The sequence below is a fragment of the Dyadobacter endophyticus genome (genome assembly GCF_014641595.1).
Classification (GTDB): Bacteria; Bacteroidota; Bacteroidia; order Cytophagales; family Spirosomataceae; genus Dyadobacter; species Dyadobacter endophyticus.
In genome coordinates, this window is sequence record NZ_BMIA01000003.1 from 873,189 (window position 1) to 891,674 (window position 18,486).

General features: G+C 50.4%; 18 protein-coding genes. 4 read left to right on the top strand and 14 right to left on the bottom strand.

Translation table 11 applies throughout. The annotated features are described in order from the left end of the window. The first annotated feature begins 123 nt into the window (after nucleotides 1-123). On the top strand, nucleotides 124-1,107 hold the full coding sequence (locus IEY24_RS23420; RefSeq protein WP_188936645.1) for a glycoside hydrolase family 43 protein: 984 nt from the start codon (nucleotides 124-126) through the stop codon (nucleotides 1,105-1,107). Between the two features lie 5 nt (nucleotides 1,108-1,112). Here the strand turns inward: IEY24_RS23420 and IEY24_RS23425 are convergent, their stop codons facing one another. From IEY24_RS23425 to IEY24_RS23445, 5 genes are all read right to left on the bottom strand, one after another. Further along, on the bottom strand, nucleotides 1,113-2,153 hold the full coding sequence (locus IEY24_RS23425) for a bifunctional transcriptional activator/DNA repair enzyme AdaA (RefSeq protein ID WP_188936647.1): 1,041 nt from the start codon (nucleotides 2,151-2,153) through the stop codon (nucleotides 1,113-1,115). A gap of 105 nt (nucleotides 2,154-2,258) precedes the next feature. Further along, nucleotides 2,259-2,486: a hypothetical protein gene (locus IEY24_RS23430; protein WP_188936649.1), complete on the bottom strand. Its 228-nt coding sequence runs from the start codon at nucleotides 2,484-2,486 to the stop codon at nucleotides 2,259-2,261. An 82-nt stretch (nucleotides 2,487-2,568) separates the two neighbouring features. Next, entirely contained in the window at nucleotides 2,569-3,390 is an 822-nt protein-coding gene (locus IEY24_RS23435) for a putative outer membrane beta-barrel protein (RefSeq protein ID WP_188936651.1), read from the bottom strand. A gap of 9 nt (nucleotides 3,391-3,399) precedes the next feature. Then, on the bottom strand, nucleotides 3,400-4,116 hold the full coding sequence (locus IEY24_RS23440) for a hypothetical protein (RefSeq protein ID WP_188936654.1): 717 nt from the start codon (nucleotides 4,114-4,116) through the stop codon (nucleotides 3,400-3,402). 101 nt (nucleotides 4,117-4,217) lie between these two features. Then, the gene (locus IEY24_RS23445) at nucleotides 4,218-5,387 is read right to left on the bottom strand and encodes a glucuronyl esterase domain-containing protein (protein WP_188936656.1); all 1,170 of its coding nucleotides are present in this window, start codon (nucleotides 5,385-5,387) and stop codon (nucleotides 4,218-4,220) included. A gap of 192 nt (nucleotides 5,388-5,579) precedes the next feature. Between IEY24_RS23445 and IEY24_RS23450 the strand changes: the two genes are divergently transcribed. The 3 genes from IEY24_RS23450 to IEY24_RS23460 all read left to right on the top strand — a co-directional run bounded on the left by IEY24_RS23450 (nucleotide 5,580) and on the right by IEY24_RS23460 (nucleotide 8,659). Continuing rightward, complete coding sequence (locus tag IEY24_RS23450) at nucleotides 5,580-6,371, top strand: hypothetical protein (protein WP_188936658.1); 792 nt, start codon at nucleotides 5,580-5,582, stop codon at nucleotides 6,369-6,371. A gap of 66 nt (nucleotides 6,372-6,437) precedes the next feature. Then, nucleotides 6,438-6,971 (top strand): RNA polymerase sigma factor, encoded by a 534-nt coding sequence (locus IEY24_RS23455; protein WP_188936660.1) that lies wholly within the window; start codon nucleotides 6,438-6,440, stop codon nucleotides 6,969-6,971. Further along, the gene (locus IEY24_RS23460; protein ID WP_188936663.1) at nucleotides 6,971-8,659 is read left to right on the top strand and encodes a hypothetical protein; all 1,689 of its coding nucleotides are present in this window, start codon (nucleotides 6,971-6,973) and stop codon (nucleotides 8,657-8,659) included. The genes IEY24_RS23455 and IEY24_RS23460 overlap by 1 nt, the downstream gene beginning before the upstream one ends. A gap of 6 nt (nucleotides 8,660-8,665) precedes the next feature. Here IEY24_RS23460 and IEY24_RS23465 read toward each other — a convergent pair whose 3' ends face one another. The 9 genes from IEY24_RS23465 to IEY24_RS23505 form a co-directional block, all read right to left on the bottom strand. Further along, nucleotides 8,666-9,547 carry a caspase family protein gene (locus IEY24_RS23465; RefSeq protein WP_188936666.1) on the bottom strand — a complete coding sequence of 294 codons (882 nt, stop codon included), beginning with the start codon at nucleotides 9,545-9,547 and terminating at the stop codon, nucleotides 8,666-8,668. A 42-nt stretch (nucleotides 9,548-9,589) separates the two neighbouring features. After that, on the bottom strand, nucleotides 9,590-11,533 hold the full coding sequence (locus IEY24_RS23470) for a serine/threonine-protein kinase (protein WP_188936675.1): 1,944 nt from the start codon (nucleotides 11,531-11,533) through the stop codon (nucleotides 9,590-9,592). 53 nt (nucleotides 11,534-11,586) lie between these two features. Next, nucleotides 11,587-12,630 (bottom strand): PP2C family protein-serine/threonine phosphatase, encoded by a 1,044-nt coding sequence (locus tag IEY24_RS23475; RefSeq protein ID WP_188936677.1) that lies wholly within the window; start codon nucleotides 12,628-12,630, stop codon nucleotides 11,587-11,589. Nucleotides 12,631-12,637: 7 nt separating this feature from the next. Then, nucleotides 12,638-13,213: an FHA domain-containing protein gene (locus IEY24_RS23480; protein ID WP_188937362.1), complete on the bottom strand. Its 576-nt coding sequence runs from the start codon at nucleotides 13,211-13,213 to the stop codon at nucleotides 12,638-12,640. Nucleotides 13,214-13,237: 24 nt separating this feature from the next. Further along, nucleotides 13,238-14,044 carry a hypothetical protein gene (locus IEY24_RS23485; protein ID WP_188936680.1) on the bottom strand — a complete coding sequence of 269 codons (807 nt, stop codon included), beginning with the start codon at nucleotides 14,042-14,044 and terminating at the stop codon, nucleotides 13,238-13,240. 84 nt (nucleotides 14,045-14,128) lie between these two features. Next, complete coding sequence (locus tag IEY24_RS23490; RefSeq protein ID WP_188936682.1) at nucleotides 14,129-14,698, bottom strand: FHA domain-containing protein; 570 nt, start codon at nucleotides 14,696-14,698, stop codon at nucleotides 14,129-14,131. A gap of 23 nt (nucleotides 14,699-14,721) precedes the next feature. Beyond that, complete coding sequence (locus IEY24_RS23495; RefSeq protein WP_188936684.1) at nucleotides 14,722-15,420, bottom strand: anti-sigma factor; 699 nt, start codon at nucleotides 15,418-15,420, stop codon at nucleotides 14,722-14,724. A 4-nt stretch (nucleotides 15,421-15,424) separates the two neighbouring features. Continuing rightward, a complete protein-coding gene (locus IEY24_RS23500) occupies nucleotides 15,425-15,994 on the bottom strand; it encodes an RNA polymerase sigma factor (protein ID WP_188936686.1) in 570 nt (189 codons plus the stop codon). A gap of 250 nt (nucleotides 15,995-16,244) precedes the next feature. Further along, entirely contained in the window at nucleotides 16,245-18,455 is a 2,211-nt protein-coding gene (locus tag IEY24_RS23505) for a TonB-dependent receptor family protein (RefSeq protein ID WP_188936688.1), read from the bottom strand. Nucleotides 18,456-18,486: the final 31 nt, after the last annotated feature.

Consider the following 18,486-nt stretch of genomic DNA (forward strand, 5'->3'; position numbering starts at 1 on the left):
CAGGCCGCTTATATCTGAAAACTTGAAGAAGACGAATATAAGGACTTCCAAGAGGAGAAATGGCAGCCGGGAGCACTTTCGGAACGGTAGTTGATGTGGTTTTAACTTATAAACAATCCATAAATGAAATCGATTCTCCTCTATTCTTTCCTTTTGTTCTCCGCAATTCAGGCATCTGCGCAGGCAAAACGAGAGATTTTCTTTGCTGATGTAACCATATATGTTGAGGGAAGCAAGTATTACCTTACCGGATCAAAAGGAGGAAGCGACGGGCCGCAAGGCTTTGCTTTCTTGGAATCCAAGGATCTGAAAACATGGGCAGTACCTGCAAAATCACAAGATTCGTTGGGTACTATTTTAACCAAAGGCGACCACACCTTCGGCACCAAGGGCTTCTGGGCTCCACAAATATTCAAAGATAAGGGCACCTATTACATTACCTACACAGCCGATGAACAAACGGTATTGGCGGAGTCGAAATCGTTATTGGGCCCGTACAGGCAAAGAGAAATCGGGCCTATTGATGGGTCCGAGAAAAATATCGACTCATATGTTTTCAAGGATACAGATGGCAAGTATTACCTCTACTGTGTACGCTTTGATAAAGGCAATTATTTGTATGCAGCAGAGTTCGACATGAATACGGGAAAGATAAAACCTCAGACCCTTAAAAGATGTTTCGAACGGACAGAACCCTGGGAGTCAACGCCTAACTACAAATCAGGCCCCATTATGGAGGGCCCGACCGTGATAAAATTGAAAAATAAATATTACCTGTTTTATTCGGCCAACCATTTCCAAAACATCGATTACGCTATTGGCTACGCCGTCGCCGATTCACCCTACGGGCCCTGGGTAAAATATAAGAATAACCCTATCATTCACCGCTCGATAGTTGGCGAGAACGGTTCCGGGCATGGTGACCTGTTTGAGGGGCTGGACAAGCAATTGTATTATGTATACCACATTCACAACTCCCCCAACAAGGTGGGCCCGCGCAGGACGCGCATAGTACCGGTAGTAAAGCATTGGGACGAGCGGGCCGGTGTTTATACTTTCAGTGTAAAAGGGAATGAGGTAATTGTGCCCGTATTGGCTGGCGAATAGGGAATCTACTTATGAGCCTTCTCCATGTCGAGTAGCCATTGCTTGCGCCATATCCCGCCACCGTAACCGGTTAGGCTGCCATCCGCGCCAACGACCCTGTGACAGGGTACAAGAATTGATATTTTGTTCATGCCATTGGCATTAGCTACCGCTCGAATTGCATTCGGGCTTGTAATCATCGCCGCCTGCTGCTGATAGCTTCGGGTTTCACCGTACGGTACAGTCTGCAATGCTTGCCAGACCTTGTTTTGAAAGTCCGAACCCACTTTATGAATGGGGACAGAAAATTCCTTCCTTGTCCCGGCAAAATACTCCCCAAGCTCTTTTTTCAGCAATGCGAAGTGCTCATTTTCGCCCTGAACGATAATGGCATTCATGGATTTTGAAAGAAAACGGAACTCGGTTTCCAGCATTTTCCTGTCCGTGAACTCCAACAGGCACAAACCCTCCTTTGTTGCGCAGGCAAACATGGTGCCCAAAGGTGTTTCGAGCCTTGTCAGGTCTATCACTTGCCGTGTTTTCCCCCCTAACGGCGAAAACCCGAAAATGCTCTTAAACGAGTCGCCGAAGCCGCTAAGGGAATCGAAACCGGAGTCAAAAGCCGCTGCTGTAACTGATTGGCCCTGCTGAATGTGTTTGAACGCGGAATTAATTCGGTACATTCTTTGGTATGCCTGAAAAGTCATTTGATGATTCTTCAGAAACCAGCGCCGGACCGAATGCGGTTCAAGCCCGAGGACACGCAGATCAGCGTCTTTAAATTTGAGGGATGGATCGTCGGTCAGCTTGTCCAAAAGCGAGCGGATAACTTCCGGCGTCTGATGTGCGTGTTCCAACGGTCTGCAAACCTTGCAAGGCCGGTACCCTTTCTGAAATGCCTCCTTTGCAGAAAAGACAAATTCGACATTTTCAATCTTAGGTTTTCGGGCGGTGCAGGTTGGGCGGCAAAAAATACCGGTTGTTTTTACGGCTGTAAAGAAAACACCTTCAAATTGGCTATCCTTTTCTATAATAGCCTGATACATCCTTTCTTTTGAAAGATTCATAGGTCCGATTTTGATTTGATAGCCAAAATTAGGACAGCTATAACAGGCCGACAACCGGAAAATTAACAAGTATTTTTTTGGCAACAACCGTGCTTTGCCGGCTATTTAAAGGATTACCATGATGTCCGGGTTGGGCCGGTCTCTTTTATCGAGATATTCCCAGGACACAATATCTTCTTCCGGGTAAATGTTGCCGGTATCCTCGGGTCCTTCGTCTCCAATGGCTTCCACAAATGCTTTCGAAGCCTTTTTATAGGTGCCTTCACGAGGAACGCCGTTCATATCTGTAAACAAAACCTGTGATTGGTCTTCCGGGAGCTTTCTGTCTTTCATTATTGTCGCATTTTGTAATAAAAAAAGGCATTTCTGCCCTCTTTTACTGCATTACCTCAAATTTTATGCCTGCATGCCGGATTTAATGACCCAACACAATGCCAAGTGTCAGTTCCAGCCTGGCCAGGCTTTCATATTCTTCTTTTTCAAGCTTAACGGTTTCCTTCCGTCCACCACTTTCTACATTTACCTTTGTAATGGTCCCACTCAGCAGCGAAAGGTTCAGGTATAATTTCGAACCATGGCTCATCCTCATCCCGTAACCGACTTCCAGCCCTACCCCCGCCGTACCACCGGTAATTCCGACGGGAGCTCCGTTGGCGCTCACCTGATCTTTATAGGCCTGATAGCCGATATTCCCTCCCATATATACTTCGCTTCCGGTCCTGAGAATAAACCTGTTCAGCCCGGACACTGCGAAGTAATTGAGATTGACCTTGTCTTCGAAACCGGTAGTTTTATACTGATAATGGCTATGATTGTACTTCACACCTAGTCCGAACGGCTCCGAAATGAAGTAATGGATATCCCCTCCCAACGTGTAGCCCGATTTCATTTTATTGATGTAGCTCCTGGCGCCCGAGGGAACCTGGTCGCTGGTACGAGCGATACGCCGCGAATAACCTCCCTGAAATCGGTACTGCCAGCGGCTGAATGTTGGTTTTGAAACGATTTCGACGGGAGTATCATAGAAGTCGGTACGTTTACTGGCGATGCTGCTGGCGGCCATCAGGGTTTTGGCAGGCACACCGAGTTTTTTGTAAGTAAAATACACATAGCCACCCTGCTCGCGCGTGATTTTGCACGGAATAGAATCCCCGGCAGTGGTTACAATAAGATCCTGGGCATACACGGCCCCGGCCCCGATCAGGCTGATCAGGAATGTTAAAAGAATGTTTTTCATCGGAAGGGCTTATTTACGTTTTTTGCCAATATATTCGATCTTGCCCGTCCGGCGATCAACCAGATCAAGGGTTGGGCGGCCTACTACCACACCCATTCCGACACCGCAGCGTATGTAATAGGTGCGGCCTTTTTTAATGTCGATGGGTATCGACGCTTTCGACTCGGTTTTAGCCCAAAGTTCCTGCGCGCCCTCCTTCCGTATTTCGATTTTCTGGCGGAATTTATTCGTGACACGGCATATTATCGAATCACCCAGACTCAGATTGTAGCTGACCAACGCCCCGGCACCGCCGTTACGGTAAACATAGAGAATAGCATGATCGATCAGCGAATCGGCTTCCGTTTCGACTTGTTTCAGTGCGGCAATCTGGTCCGTGTTGATCCTCAGAACCTCCGCGGTGATGCGGTGACAGGAACTCATAAAGTCCGGAGTTTTATGCTCGATGACCCGCACTGCATTACCGCCCGACTTTCTGGCCTCTTCTTTGGCTTTTTCCAGCACCACGGTATAGCTGCAATTGGTTGTCATGCCTGCATCACCAACCTTAACCGTCCCCAGCACTTCTGCCAGGCCCACACCGGTAGAGTCATTCGGCAGCACCCAAACCTCTTCCCTGAAATCGAGCGGCTCGTACTTTTGAGAAATTTTTGTTTTGATTTTCGGGGCACAGCCCGCAATGAGCAATAAACCGAACAGCGAAGTGATCGTAAACTTTTGAAACATAAATACTGACAGTAAATAGAGGGGAATAGAGATACATCGGTTACTTAGAGCCAAATCTAATTCAAACCGTTGCACTTAACCCATATCAACTATCAGAAACTTTAGAATTTTTTTGCAAACCGGATAAAATTCCCCCAATCGTAGGCTGTCATATTATGCTCGCCTTCCCGGTTATGGTAGCCGAAGTGCGGACCGATAATGGGCTTATCGATCCCGGGCGGGTCTTTGGGTAATTCCGGCTTGATCCCATACAAGGCATACACCGGTTCGGCGGCTTTCAATGCCAGAAATGTACCCCTGGGGTCGGCCCAGAGGTCTTTGGAAGCATTAGTCGCATACACTGGCCGCGGCGCGACGAGTGCGATGAGCATATGCTGGTCCACAGGCAGGGCATTTTCCTTGTCGTTATATTTCTTGTAATTATTGTTAAACCAATGCGGGAAGGTCGTATTGATACGGCTGATCCGCTCGCCGAACTGACGCCGGGCAAGGGCGGCACCCGTATTTCCTGAGCAGTTGGTGACGCAAGCGGCAAAGCGCCGGTCCTGCGCGGCCGCCCACAAAGACGTTTTTCCTCCCCGCGAATGTCCTACTACAATGACCTTTTTGGCATCTATATCCTTGTCCGTCTCAAAATAATCCATCACGCGGCTCGCACCCCACGCCCACGCGCCGATGGCCTTCATGCCATTGTCCATTTTCAATTGCTCGGGATAGAGTTTTTGCAAAACGCCCGTCATATAGGTATCCTTATTATCAGGCGCAAGATCGCTCACATGGAACGCCGCGATCGCAAAGCCACTGTCGATCACCATTTCAGCAGGCCAGAACTCGCTCTTTTTCACCCTTGTCGGGTCGGTATTCTCTTTTCCCCGGTTATTGATCAGCAAAAACACCGGTACCGGCTTCTTCACCTGCGTGGGCACGAAAAGCACAACATTAATCTGTACTGAATTCTTTTTTTTGAAAACCGTGACCCCCACCTGTTTCAAAACCGCTTTCCCGTCCATGACAGGGCGGTCGTCTTCCGTCAATGCGTAGCGGATACTGTCGTAATCGGTCGGCATTTTCCCGTAAATGTGGTCTTCGAAAAGCCTTAGCACTTCTGGCCTTCTCGATTTCTCCCATTTTTCGTCATTCCGGATCTTCTTTCCCGAAGTGGTTTTCAGTACATCGGGCAGCGTGTAATGCGGAACTTTCGCCTCGTCGTAGTTCTGGGCAAGTACCGGACAGGAAATTAGCAGGAGACAGAAAAGCGCTATTCGTTTCATGAAAAGTAATTGGGGTATTCATTTCAAAATAAAACGCGCAAATAACTGGTATTTACTGACAAAGCGCATATTAATCGGCTTTCCGAATATTTTTTTCCTAAACCACCCAACCTCCCGGCCACCCCTTGTAGTTTATTTTATTGGAAGCGCTTCTCCTGATTTATTATTCTAATAATTTAAACACTGATGGTCATGAGAACAGAAAAATGGCTGGTATTGTGCATTGCATTGCTGCTGATCCAGCTGGTCGCCTGCGAACGGGGAAAAATGGAAGAGAATGCGCCGGTGCCGGTTTCGGCGAGGACGGGGACGGATAGTACCGATACGGCAGGAACCGTGAAGCCGTATATCGTACTCGACAGTCCCGACACGATCCGTGCCAGGCAGCCTGCTACATTTAAATTTGTCGGCGGAAAAAAACAGAAAGTAGTGTGGCGTACCGTTCCGTTCGAATTTGTGCTGAACAACCACGGAACCAGCGCCGTTGTAACGTTTCAAAACCCGGGCAATTACCGTGTACTGGCGGTCGATAGCCTCGGTACCGACACAGCGTACCTGGATGTGGTCGTCAAAGGGAGCATCAATACCATCCCGAACTACGATCAGGCGATCCAGGAAGGCGACCAGCTCTACCTGACACCGACATCCAATCCCGACACGGCCAATTTCCTGGGAATCAGAATAGCCACTGCCAAACAGTACGAATGCAGCAATAGCTACCTGCAAATCCACTGGCCCGAGCCAGGCAACGGCCTTACTGTGGATGTAAAAGGTGTGGTCGCAGGAAATCGGTGCGATTCAGGCAAAACCACGGCGAAAGCTTTCATTACTGCGGGCTATATCAATGTAGAAAATTACACGAAGAACTTCGAAATCCGTTTCCAGAACAAAACTTACAGGGGCTCGTTTAAGAAAACCGGTAAACATTTCGAATTTACGTGGCCTTACGACAGTGGCGTGGTGTTCACAACCAAAACGTTATAAAGTTTCTCATTGAAATAAACCAGCCTGACCGGCCCGCATAATGCCGGTCAGGCATTTCAATACAATTTGGATTCATTAAACCAGATATTGGCGGGTTGCAGGCGGCGGGAGCGCCAGAGTCAGGAAAAATTGTACCGGCAATTTTACCCTGTCCTGTTTGCGCTTTGTAAAAACTTTTTTGAGGACAAACACGACATCATAACGGCGATCAACAACGGTATGCTGAAAGTGTTCGCGAACATCGATCAGTACGACGCGGCAAAGGGTGAGTTTTTCAGCTGGATGTACACCACCGTCCGCAATGCCGCCCTCACCCTGCTCCGCGACCGGAAGACACAGGCATTCGACTACGTGGAAATTGAGGATAGCATGGGCTTTGAATCCCAGGAAAACCCGTTTGAACAACTCTCGGCGAACGACATCCACGTGTACCTCATGCAATTGCCCGTTGCCACACGCCGGATTTGTAGTTTGTATTATATGGATGGATTCCCGGTGAAAGAGATAGCGAGCTCGCTGGCCATCAGCGAAGGCACCGTCAAGTGGCATTTAAGCGAGAGCAGGAACCGGCTGAAAGTAATTTTTGAAAACCTCCTCTGATGAAAAGGAACGACAAACATATCAACAAATTTCTCAACGAGCCGTTGCCGGACCCCGAAATTCCGGCGGACGATGCGTGGGCAAGTATGAGCGATATGCTGGCGACCGGTTCAGTCGAGGGAGCTAACGGTCAAAGCCAGCTTTCGAATGTCTGGAAAGCGATAGCCAGGTTCAAAGGATTGCTTATTGGTGCTTCGGTCGTAGTCACATCCGCGGTAGTTGCATTGATTGTCTTAAATGCGGAAACAAAAAATCAAAAACACACTGAAAATCAATCCATTAATTCCAACATTCAGGACTCTGCGTCAGATAATACGGATTTAAAAGCAAATGCTTTGAAACCCGGCACGGAACATACCGGCATTAGCACAACCAGTCCATCCGAGACATCGCCGTCCGAAGCACTAACTTCCGAAACACCATCGTCCCAAAAAATACCGTCTACGACTACATCGCCCGAAACTATTCCGTCAAAAATTACCCACGCGCCAGGTGCCTTCGGAGCAGCGGGTCGGGATGCTTCAAATGTTGCCCCTGAGAATCCCGCCATTTCCGGAAATCGGCGCATTGAAGACAAAAGCAAACGTTCGGGAACATCTCCGGCCAGTTCTCCCCGCATGCGTACGGGTGCCGCACAAGCCCGCACCACGCGCCCACGAGATACAAGCGTCGCAGCGGGCGTACGCGAGGACCAGCAGGACGCATTTCCCGGCCGTGCTGCCCACGAAAACAGAAATGAACCCGGCGCATTCTCCGGCCGCGTTACCCGGGAAACCGAAAATAGCGTATTTCCCGGCCATATTACCAGACAAAACAGCACCGCCCCTCCGGCAAACAAACTGAGCTCCGGACAGGCAGTGCAAGAAACTATTCCATCTTTTAGCCTTGAAAAAAATACCCATGCGGCACCTGCACAAATATCGCTCAACAACCTGGCATCGCTTTCCGGCCGTTTTGAGAGCAAGTACAATGAGCTGGGCAGGCTTGTTAAAAAGCCTGTTTTGCCAAATACGCCGCAACCACCGGTCAAATCCCGCAGTTCGATATGGCAGGACGTCCATTTCGGGCCCGAATGGAACATTAACCGATCTATTGTTTCGACGAACTACATGCTCACCGGCGCCGATAGTATCAAGCATCCGCTCCGACTGGCGGTCCCAAGTGTTTTTGTCTCAAAAAGCTGGAACAAGCACACCGCGACTTTCATATTCAACCCGATGCATTCCTATTTTGGCGATAAACAGGTAGTCGCCCAACGGGTAGATACATTGCGTATCACAGATTCGACCTTCAACCCGGTTTACCGTAATACCAATTTCATCAAGGCATTGGGCATAAATTTTTCTCTTCAATATCAATATCAGGCAACCTACGGGCTTGCTTTGGTAGGTGGAATGTCCTATGCCAGGTACACGGCCGCATTGCTACGAAAAGAAATCGAGTTCCTGGGGAATGTCTCTCCCGAAGCGCATTTAACGGTCAAAGGCCGGGATGCGCTGCAATCGTACATTCGCCCGCAACAATGGAACATCCGTGCCGGGATACTATTCCGGTCACGGACGGTATTCAAGGGTCGGTTGCAGGCCGGCATTACGTTCATTATCCCCGTATCAAACCTGTCTGCGAATGACCTCGAAAGTGTTAAATCTACCAATGTTCAGGGTTCGATCAGGTTTCTGCTTAAATAGCTAAACTCAGGCTGCCCCTTTCAGCTTCGCTACCGGCATATCCGGGTCATATTTCCCGAAAATCACCGGGACTTGCCCTTTATCTTCCGGTCCGCTTTTAGGAAGCGACGCCAGGTGCAGGTACAGGTAGTCAAATGCCTCTTTGATCGTCACCAACTCGTCCTTATTCTTGTCAGCGCCGCCTTGCAGGCCGTCCACCAGAAACTTCGTAAAGTATCCATGCCCAATGCTGACATTCTCGCTGGAATACTGATACGATCTCGCCGCCATCAGCACTACCAGACCCGACTCTTCGTCTTCAAACGACCGCACCGATACCGGCACCGGTTTCATTTCCACAACTTCCCGTGCCCGGTTTTTCATACTGCCCGACATGCACGCGTCTGCAAAACACAGCCTTGTTTTCGCACGGCATTTCCTGAAAACCTCCTTCACTTCTTTATGTTTAAGACTGGTATTCATGTTGCGCATATCGATATCGTAAGTCGCGAAGAAGCCATTGGCACCGTGACCGGCGAAGTAGAAGATAACGCGGTCGTCGGGGCCGGATTTTGCAAAAAACGCCTCCATTTGATTGATAATCTGCAACTTACTTGCCTGATTATCGATAAGCAGTGCGATATTTTCGGCCGGCACCGACCCTCCCGCAGGGCTTCTGAGAAAATCATAGAAAATACGCGCGTCGTCGTCGCAATACCGCAGGTCGTTGAGCTGGGCCTGTACACCGCTCTGCGGATCGGAGCCATTGAGGTAGTCGGAGATTCCGACAACAACGGCGTAGGTATTGCCTTCGTTTCCCGAGAAATCGGCGCCTTTCAGCCATTTATAGCCGTAGAATATCCCGGCGGCAACGGCTATGAAAATCAGGATGTTGGTTATATTTTTCATTGTGGTAAAGGTCAAAAAATGTTCGATTTGGTTTAGATTCAATTATCTCCTTGACGCTTCTTTGAAAAGCTCGGTACCCACTTTTTCCCAGAATGTCCCGGTATTGGTTTTAGGGCGTTGCTGTTTCGGTTTGGCAACGGGCTGATAGGGGCTCGATGCGTGCGCAAATGCTTCGTTAGAGCGGCCACGGTTGAGATTATTCAAAGCCTGTTGGGCATTGCGGTTGCCCTGGCCGGCCGACAGGCCGTAATAATATTTGGCGCGGGCTTCATTCACAGGCATCCCGAGCCCCATCTGGTACATTTTGCCAAGCTCAAACTGCGAGTAGCTCGAATTGCCCGCTACCGCTTTTTCAAACCAGTTTTTGGCCAGAGCGTAATCCTTGGTAACACCGTAGCCGCCTTCTTCATAAATGTATCCCAGGTAATCGGCAGCGCCGGTGAGCTGCTTTTTATCATAAGCTTCTTTGAAATACTCCGCAGCAGTTTCGAAGTTTTTAAGCGTTCCTTTGCCCCAGAAATGGAGATAGCCGATATTGTATTTCGCCCATTCAAAATCACCGCCTCTTTCATAGAAATCCATTGCTTTCTCATAATCCTGCACCGCCCCTCCCCGGCCATTCTGGTAAAATATGCCCAGGATGTTGTTGGTAGTGTCGTCCATCGCGAACGTACCGGCATATTTGTCAAGTATTTGAAACATCTGCTGGTAAGTGTTCGCAGAATCGGCAGCAAGGATGTTCGAATAGTTTGTAGACTTCGCCCAAGCCAGCTCTTTACGGGCAGTAGAGCGCCATAAAAAAAAATACACCAGGCCCATTCCGACCATCACCGCCGCAGCTGCGATCATTCCTTTTTTTGAAAGTACCCTCGGTATTTTGAATCCCGTTTTCTGTTTCAGCTTGATGCTGCATTCGCCGATCTGGTACCGTGCGTGCATATGTGCCGGGTCGAGCCGGAGGATTTCTTCATACAACCCAATCGCATCGCGTAAAGTCTGTTCTTTTTCAAAACCCGTTTTCGATGCGGCGAGCTGCACGAGGTGATCGGCGCGCACCGTCAGCTCCCTGGTATTGGCGAAAGGCTCGTCAATCCGGATCGTGCCTTCGTCGTTGACGGGTCTTTTCTCCTGAGGCTGGACGGAAGGGCTGCCCAGGATCTCGAGCAATTCCTCGGCACGCTGCACGCGTTTCGCATTATCGGGCACGAGGCATTTCTTGATCATGGTCCTGAACGGCTCCGGCACCTGGCTGATCTTATCAGAAACCTTGCCTTTTACAATCAGCTTGCTCACTTCCAGATTCCAGCTTTCCTGGCTCATCGAGCGCGAAGCATCGAACGGCAAATCGCCTGCGAACATCTGGTAAGCGATGATGCCCACCGCCCACAAGTCCACATTATGCCTGATCTCGCGGTTTTGGATTTGTTCGGGGGCAGCATAGGCGATGGAGAGCCCGATCGACGAATTTTCTACCGAGCGCGTATTGGTGTCGGCGAGCTTGCTCAATCCGAAATCGGTCAGTTTGGGCACCCAGCGATCGCCCTGCCGGTCCATGAGCACATTCTGCGGCTTCATGTCACGGTGGATAATGTGGTGTTTGTGCAAATGTCCTACGCCTTTGAGGATGCCTTCGAGAATCTGGTGTTTTTGGGGAACGGTTAATGCGTATTTCTTCAAAACATCGGCCAGATTGCCTTCCTGATAAAAGGTAAGGACCGCGAAATCGTAACGGACAGGCATAAACTGGAACCGGTAGCAATTACCGTAGCGCGCCACATTCTCATGCGAATCGAGTTCGTCGACGATTTGTTTCTCGTAAAGCAAATTAAATTTCTCATGCTTCACCTCAGCCACTTTAATAGCCACAAACCGTTTCTGCACCGAATCGAAGGCTTTATAAACCGAGCCGAAACCTCCTGCGCCGAGCATTGCCTTCTGGTCCTGGGTATCGAACTCGTATCGTTTTAAAAATTCTTCGTAAGTCATGATCGTAGGGTTTTGAAGTTCTTTTGCCCTTTGTCGGAGGTTCCGGCAGGAGGTCACCGCATTTTTTTATCTTTTTTTGAATGTCCTTTTTGTTTACCCTGCTTGACCGATTTCGATGGTTTCACCGGGTGCAATGCAATCACCGAATCCTTGGCGACGGCCACCTGCACAGGCTTGGGTTTCACCGGCTCGGGCTTGCGGTGGTGCCAGAAGTACCAGCCCGACGAGAACATGAGCACCGCGAAAACGATCCACACGTTCGTGCCGAAGGGTTTTCGTACAGAATCCTTTTTCCCAACCGTTTTTTGAGCCATTGCTTCGGAAGGCAGCAACTCCACCATCGGCATTTCCACCGATTGGATCGGCACGAGGTAGGCGGTAAAATTATCGTTACTAAATTGCTCGCAAAGCTTCCGCACCTGCTCCATTTTGGCATGATCCGACGTGGGCGCCGAAAGGATTTCCAGCAATGCATGCTCATCTAAACTTTCGAGAATACCGTCCGAGCAAAGAAAGAAATAGTCGCCCGCTACGAGGTCTGCAATGTGGTGGATATCGGCTTGGGTAGCCGGGTCGCCACCTTGCAACGCACGCATGATCACGTTCCTGCGGGGGTGCGTGCGGGCCTGTTCCTCGGTGATCACGCCCGCTTTTACAAGGTCGTTCACATAACTATGGTCACGCGTGCACCAGAGCACCTTTCCATTTCGCACGTGATACACGCGGCTGTCTCCAATGTGCGCTACTGTGGCCCCGCGCTCGTGCAGGTGCAGGAACGTGAGCGTAGTCGCCATTCCCTGCGAACCGGGATTTTCGTTACCATATCTTTCCATTTCCGCCTGGGCAAATGCGATGGCATTGTGGACCGCGGTATCATCGCTCACCGTAATGCGGTGGCGCTGATAATAAGCTGAAACGGAGCGACAAGCGAGGTCACTCGCGATTTCACCCTTTTCGCTGCCTCCTACCCCGTCGCAAACCATAAACAATGTATCGGCGGTAGTAGCCGCCCCGGGCGGGGGGAAAAGGTTGTCTTCATTATTGGCCCGTTTGCCCATTCCATGAACCGGAACGGGCTGATTTATCTGGATTTTCATAGCGTCGTCAGAAAAGTACTGTTTTGGCAAAATCAGTATTAGCCACGGTTTCGGCGGCCTTGCGGGCAGTTCCGGCCGCGGCGGCGGTCTTCAATGCCACTTTGGTTTTACCCAATTGCATAATGACCCCATCGACCAGTTCGACGGTCGTGCCGCGTTTGAGTGGATAGGTATCGATGAATGTAGGATTGGTACAATCGGGATGTTCGGAAACCCAGTATTTGTACACCCCTTCCTTACTTTTCACAACCTCGATCACCAGATGCCGCCGGCTCATATACCGATCCTGCGATTGGATCATCACTTCGCAAGGCTTACTCTCCGAAAACCGGCCCACAATCTGCAAGCCGGGTTTCAGGGGAAGCGTTTGTGATTCGGTGTATTCATCGTGGACGATCACCCAGCCTACCTCGGCGGGCTCGAAAATGAGGGTAGCCTCTTCAAATGCCGGGCGCTCCGCCGCAGGCAGTTCAATGCGGATGGGCGACTGGCAGCGAACGCAGGAAATCACGGGGTTCTGCGGCGACAATGCCTTTTCATTGACCCTCAGCCTAGCCTGGCACGATGGACAAACAACGATCATAGTTGTTGCGGTTAAATGTGGCTATTACGCGATGTCTTCCGGGTTCACCCACTCGTCCAGCCCGTCGAAATCACTGTCGTAATCCTCCTGGGTGTACACAATGTCGTATTCGTCGGTGTCCATGCTCACGCTATCCTCTTCGGCGACCACGGTCGAATCTGTTGCAGTGGAATCAGTAGTTGAGTCGGTCGCTACGGATGGGTCTGTTACTTCCTCCACCGCAGGCTCCACCTCGTAGTCATAGCTCACCATGGAGCCTTCGGCAGGCAGTTCGGCAAAACCGAACGCATTATCCAGCCACATATCCTGGAAAATCTCCTTCATTTCCTGCGGTAATGCAGCATACTCGTTGGGATGGCAGGTGTGATACAACTCTCCTTTCCATTCAAAAAGCTGCGCCGGGCCGGCTTTCTCGCGCGACCATGCGAAAGCCTCGTTGAAACTCATATCATCCGGCGCATTCACAATGCTGAGGTGGTCGGGTATGAGAAACACATTGGGCTGGCCGGCGGGGATCGAATCCTGTACCGGATTGTTTTCCGCAACGACCGTATCGGCAGGGGCAGTGGATTCGGTACTGTCCGACTTCGCTTCATCATCGCCAGCCGGAACGCCGCCCGGCGTGGTTTCATCCTTTTTAGTGTCGTCGCCCGTATGCACGTCGCCCGTATGCACGTCGCCCGCATACGCGTCGTACGCGATCGCGCCCATACCCGCGGCAGCGCCCGCGGCGATGGCTGTACCGGCTTTGCCTTTTGATTTTTTAGGGGTAACGGTTGCTTCCCGCGACAGCTCGCTGTCTTCTTCGATAATCTGGGTTTGCTCTGACATGGTCGTAGATTTTAGAAGTTTTCATTCATTTGAACCTTTATCGGAGCCGCTTTCAGAAGGTCACCGATTTTTTTGAAAAAAATTCTAAAACCATCTTGCTTTGCATTTCGGGCACTTTTTGAGGTGCTCGCAATCGTTCCATGTCAGCCAGTCGTAGTCGCGGAGCGGTTGTTGACAGGCCGGGCATACCCACAGGCGGCGTATATCTTCCTTCCATTTCACACGCCGGTTTTCCAGCCCGTAATGTCTGTTCATCAACAAAATGATCACCCGCCCGATGTACGGAATGGCGAGCATCACGTCGATCTTTTTCTGAATGTCGATCATCGCCACGCGCTCGTCTTCAAGCTTTTGCCAGACCGGGCGCATTTCTCCAAACTCGAAGGTGTAATCGTCGGGCTGCTTGTCGAAGCGGAATATCTTGCTGGCTTCAAAAGGCATTTTGCCCAGCAGAATGCTGCTGCGCGGGGTAAACTGCGTCTTCCGGATGCGAACGCCGTCCACAAATGTGCCGTTCGACGAGTCGTTGTCTTCCAGAATCCCCGAATGGTCGGGGCCGAGGGTTGCCAGGGCGTGGTAGCCGCTCACGCTCGGATGGTCCACCACAATATCATTATCCGGCTTGCGGCCAATGCGTAATTTCTGCGGACTCATGGTAGAAATGGGCTATAATGTTCTCAGGGCTGGGTCAATGGCGTGATCTGCTCCGCTTTGCGGATGGGGTAACTGTTATTTCCGATATGGAGGCGATATTGCTTCGTGTCCACATCGTACGCGATGCTGATCTTCTGCTGCTTTTCAGTCAGCTTGTCGGAGTATATTTCAAGAATGTCGTTGAAGCGGTAATGTGAGCGGTATTCCCTGCTTCTGATGATCGTAGCGTCGATCAGCTGCTTGTCTTGCAAAACCGGTTTGAAATCAACGGTTTTCCAGCTTAGCAAAGGCACGCGGAACACCTCGTTGCGTTCGTCCACGCGGATTTCCTGGTTACCAGTCGCATTATTACCCGCCGGGTTTATGTTATTCCAAACAGTCCACACGCCAATGATCAGGATCGCAACAGAAGCTGCAATGGCTGAATATGACCAGTTGCTCCATTGCAGTTTACGCAGAATGCCTTTTTTCTTCTTCGAACTGCTTTCGTCCGCAGCGATCGGTAGGGCATCCAATTCATGATGAAATGTCGTGAACATTCGGCGGAGGTCTTCTTTTTCTGCCTGGCTGCTGATGAGGTTTCGCACGGCTTCCTGCGCTTCCATTTCGAACCGAAAATCGGGATTGGCGGCCATTTCTGCTTCGAATGCGATCTTTTCCTCAGGCGTAAGCATGTCGTCGAGGTAGCGGTCAATGCGTTCGGTTTTGTCTTCGTTTTCCATGGGGTCAGCTGTAATGTTGTTTCAGCACATTTTTTCCCAGAAACCGCGCTTTGTCCATACACTTGTTCTTCTGGCTTTTGGCAGAATTTTCATCCGCAAAACCAAGCTTCGAAGCGATCTGCGTCATCGTCAGCTTTTCGTAGTAAAAGGCTTTCAGCAGCAGCATGCATTTTTCACCTATTTGTGCCAGCACTTTTTCAAGCGCGGGCAGGTAGGGTGTGCTGTCGTCCTCCTCTTCGATCACCGCCGTTTCCAGGTCCTCGTCGAAACCCGTCTGCATTTGTTTTCCCTTCTGCCGCAGCCGGTCGATCCACTTGTAATAGCAAACCGAGTACAAATAGGTAGAAAGCCTGCTGCTCAACTGGTCCAGCCGACCACCCCTGATCTGCAAAACGACCTCCATCATACAATCCTGGTACACGTCGCGCGCGTCGTCATCGCTTCCGCTGTTTTTCAGTACCAGGTGCAGGATTTTACCAAAATTATCCTTGTAAAAAAGCCCGAGGGCCTTTTCATTGCCATTCTTGATAGCCTGGATCAATGGAAAATCCGGAGAACCGATTTCTGTTGTCATAGGTAAGTCGTGAAGAAGAGGGAAACGTCACTATTAATTTAAAATATTTTCCTTTTAATATTCATAACAAACTGATTATAAAATCATTAGACAACAATCAGATACATCATCGGTTACAAAAAAGCGAACGAGGAGTGGCGCGAAGCTCCGCTTCGTGCTTAATATTCGCAGGGCTCTGGCCGGTCGTGCACACGTGACCGGCCAGAGCCCTGCGAATAACGTGCGCGAACGTCTACGTTCGCGCTATCGCTTAAATCTTGACCGCGAACGAAACCCCTAGGCTGCGGCCGTCTGAGCTCCAAACCCCGGCGCCGGGGTACATCGTAGGACGTTTGGTGAAGTATTGCTTGTTGGTGATGTTGTTCATACCGAAACGCAGCTTGTAATGCTGACCGAGGTAAAGCGTCGCATTCAGGTCGAGCAGACCGTAACCCGGCACTTTGCCGATAGTACCATTTACAGAAGGCTCTACGGTATTCAGCGGGTTAGCGAAGTTGGAGCTTACATAGCTATATTGAGCAGTTACCGAGAGTTTTTTATATTGAAATTGAATACCGTTTCTTGAAATCCAGGTAGGAACGCCTTCCACACGATTGCCGGATACGCTTTTGTTCTCACCGCCAGACACGGCTGTTCCGCGAACGTATCTGGCATCGAAATAGGATGTGGAAGTGAAAAACGAGAGTTCTGTCTGGGCTTCGCCACCATTGTATTGCCTGAATGCTGTGTATTCAAGATAAGCCTCTACGCCGCGGGTTCTGCTGTCGCCGGTGGTGGTGCGGTACAGGTAGGCGGTCCCGTTTTCGTCCTTCATCGACACAGTGCCCATCCGGTGGTTGATCATCACCTGGAACAGCCCGATATCATATTTCAAAACATCTCTGATATTACCGCCGACACCCGCTTCCAGGTTGTAGCCCGTCGCATCTTTCAGGTTTTTGTCCACCTTTTCCAAAACCGACCCGGGAATAATGTCCTTGAAAACCACCGGGCGGTAAGCCTGCGAGAAGCCTGCATAAGCCCTGCTATGCTCCCCGATCTTGTATTGCGAGCTAAGCCCGAAGAGCGGGAAGCTGTGCCTGATGGTATTGGGCAGGTTCTGCGGATCGTAGTAAGTGATCTTGCCCGTCATGTCGGTACCGCCTTTCTCCACACGTACACCTGGCGAAATGCTCAGTCGCGGGGTAATGAAAATGAGGTTTTCTACAAAAACGGCTATGTTATTGGTGGTCAGGTACATATCGCGACCGAACTGAGGGTCGGTTAGCGACAGGTCGAAATCACTGCCCGTCGTGCCTTTGCCCAATTGTCGGCGACGGAGCTTGTTGTGCATGTACTGAACGCCGCCCGAAACCACATGGCGGAAACCGAGGAAATCGTACTGATGCACAAGGCGCAGCTCGGAGGTGAAGCTTTTGAAATGATCAATATCCACCTGGCGCGTGCGGTAGGCATTGGTAACGCGGCTGATCGTGTCGGGAACATTGGCGAATGCATCGAACATCACGCTGTTCCGCGCACCGTAAACGCCCGAGGTGGTCAGTTTCAATTGCGTATTCGGGTTGATTTTCCAGTCCAGGACGATCGATGGCACATAAATGTCCGGATTGAAATAGTTACGTGAGCGGGTCGACTGGCGCGGGTCTTCTTTAAACATCGCGTCGGTCAGCGGCCCCGGGATTTGGTATACATATTCAGAACGGCCGAGCTCCGCTTTGATGCGGAAAGATTTACTGAATTCGTACATCAGGCTCACGTACTGCGACTCAGCGTCAGACTTTGCATTCTTGCGATAGCCATTGGAATGGCGCTTCTGGTAATAGGCTGAGTAGGTCAGCTTGCCCACCTTGCCGCCAATGGCATTGTAGGAGCTGAAAAGCCCGAAAGAACCTGCCCAATTAACGGTTTCGAACGTGAATGCTTTGGTCGTATCCGGGCTTTTAGTCACGTAGTTGATCATCCCGCCGAACTGCGCGCCGTATTGCAATGAGGATGTTCCCCTTACCAGCTCCACGCGCTGGATCGATTCCATAGCCGGACTGTAGTGGCTCGCGGGATAGCCGTACATGTCGGAGTTGGTGATGATGCCGTTCTGCCGGATGTTGTATTCCCAGGATCGGTGCGGGTCGAGGCCTCGGGTGGAAATATTGACCTGGTTGCCGCTGCCGTCCATATCGTACACGAATACGCCCGGGATTTTGGCAAAAATCTGCCGGCCCGTTTTCTCCGCGATATTGCCGTTCACGCCGTCGATCTGGACCACTTCGCTCTTTTTACCGGCGGTAATGTAAGTGTTATGGACGTCGGGGAGGCGTTCTGTGTGGATAGTATTCTTGCGTTCGCCTACGGTAACTTCGTTGAGGTCAAGCACTTTGTGGTAATCCTTCGTTTTGTCGGTTTGCGCCTGGGCACTTGGGAGAAGGGTGCAGAGAATGAGGATAATTAAGTAAAGTTGTTTCATTAGCGTTTGTACTTTCTGATGCCACGGCGGC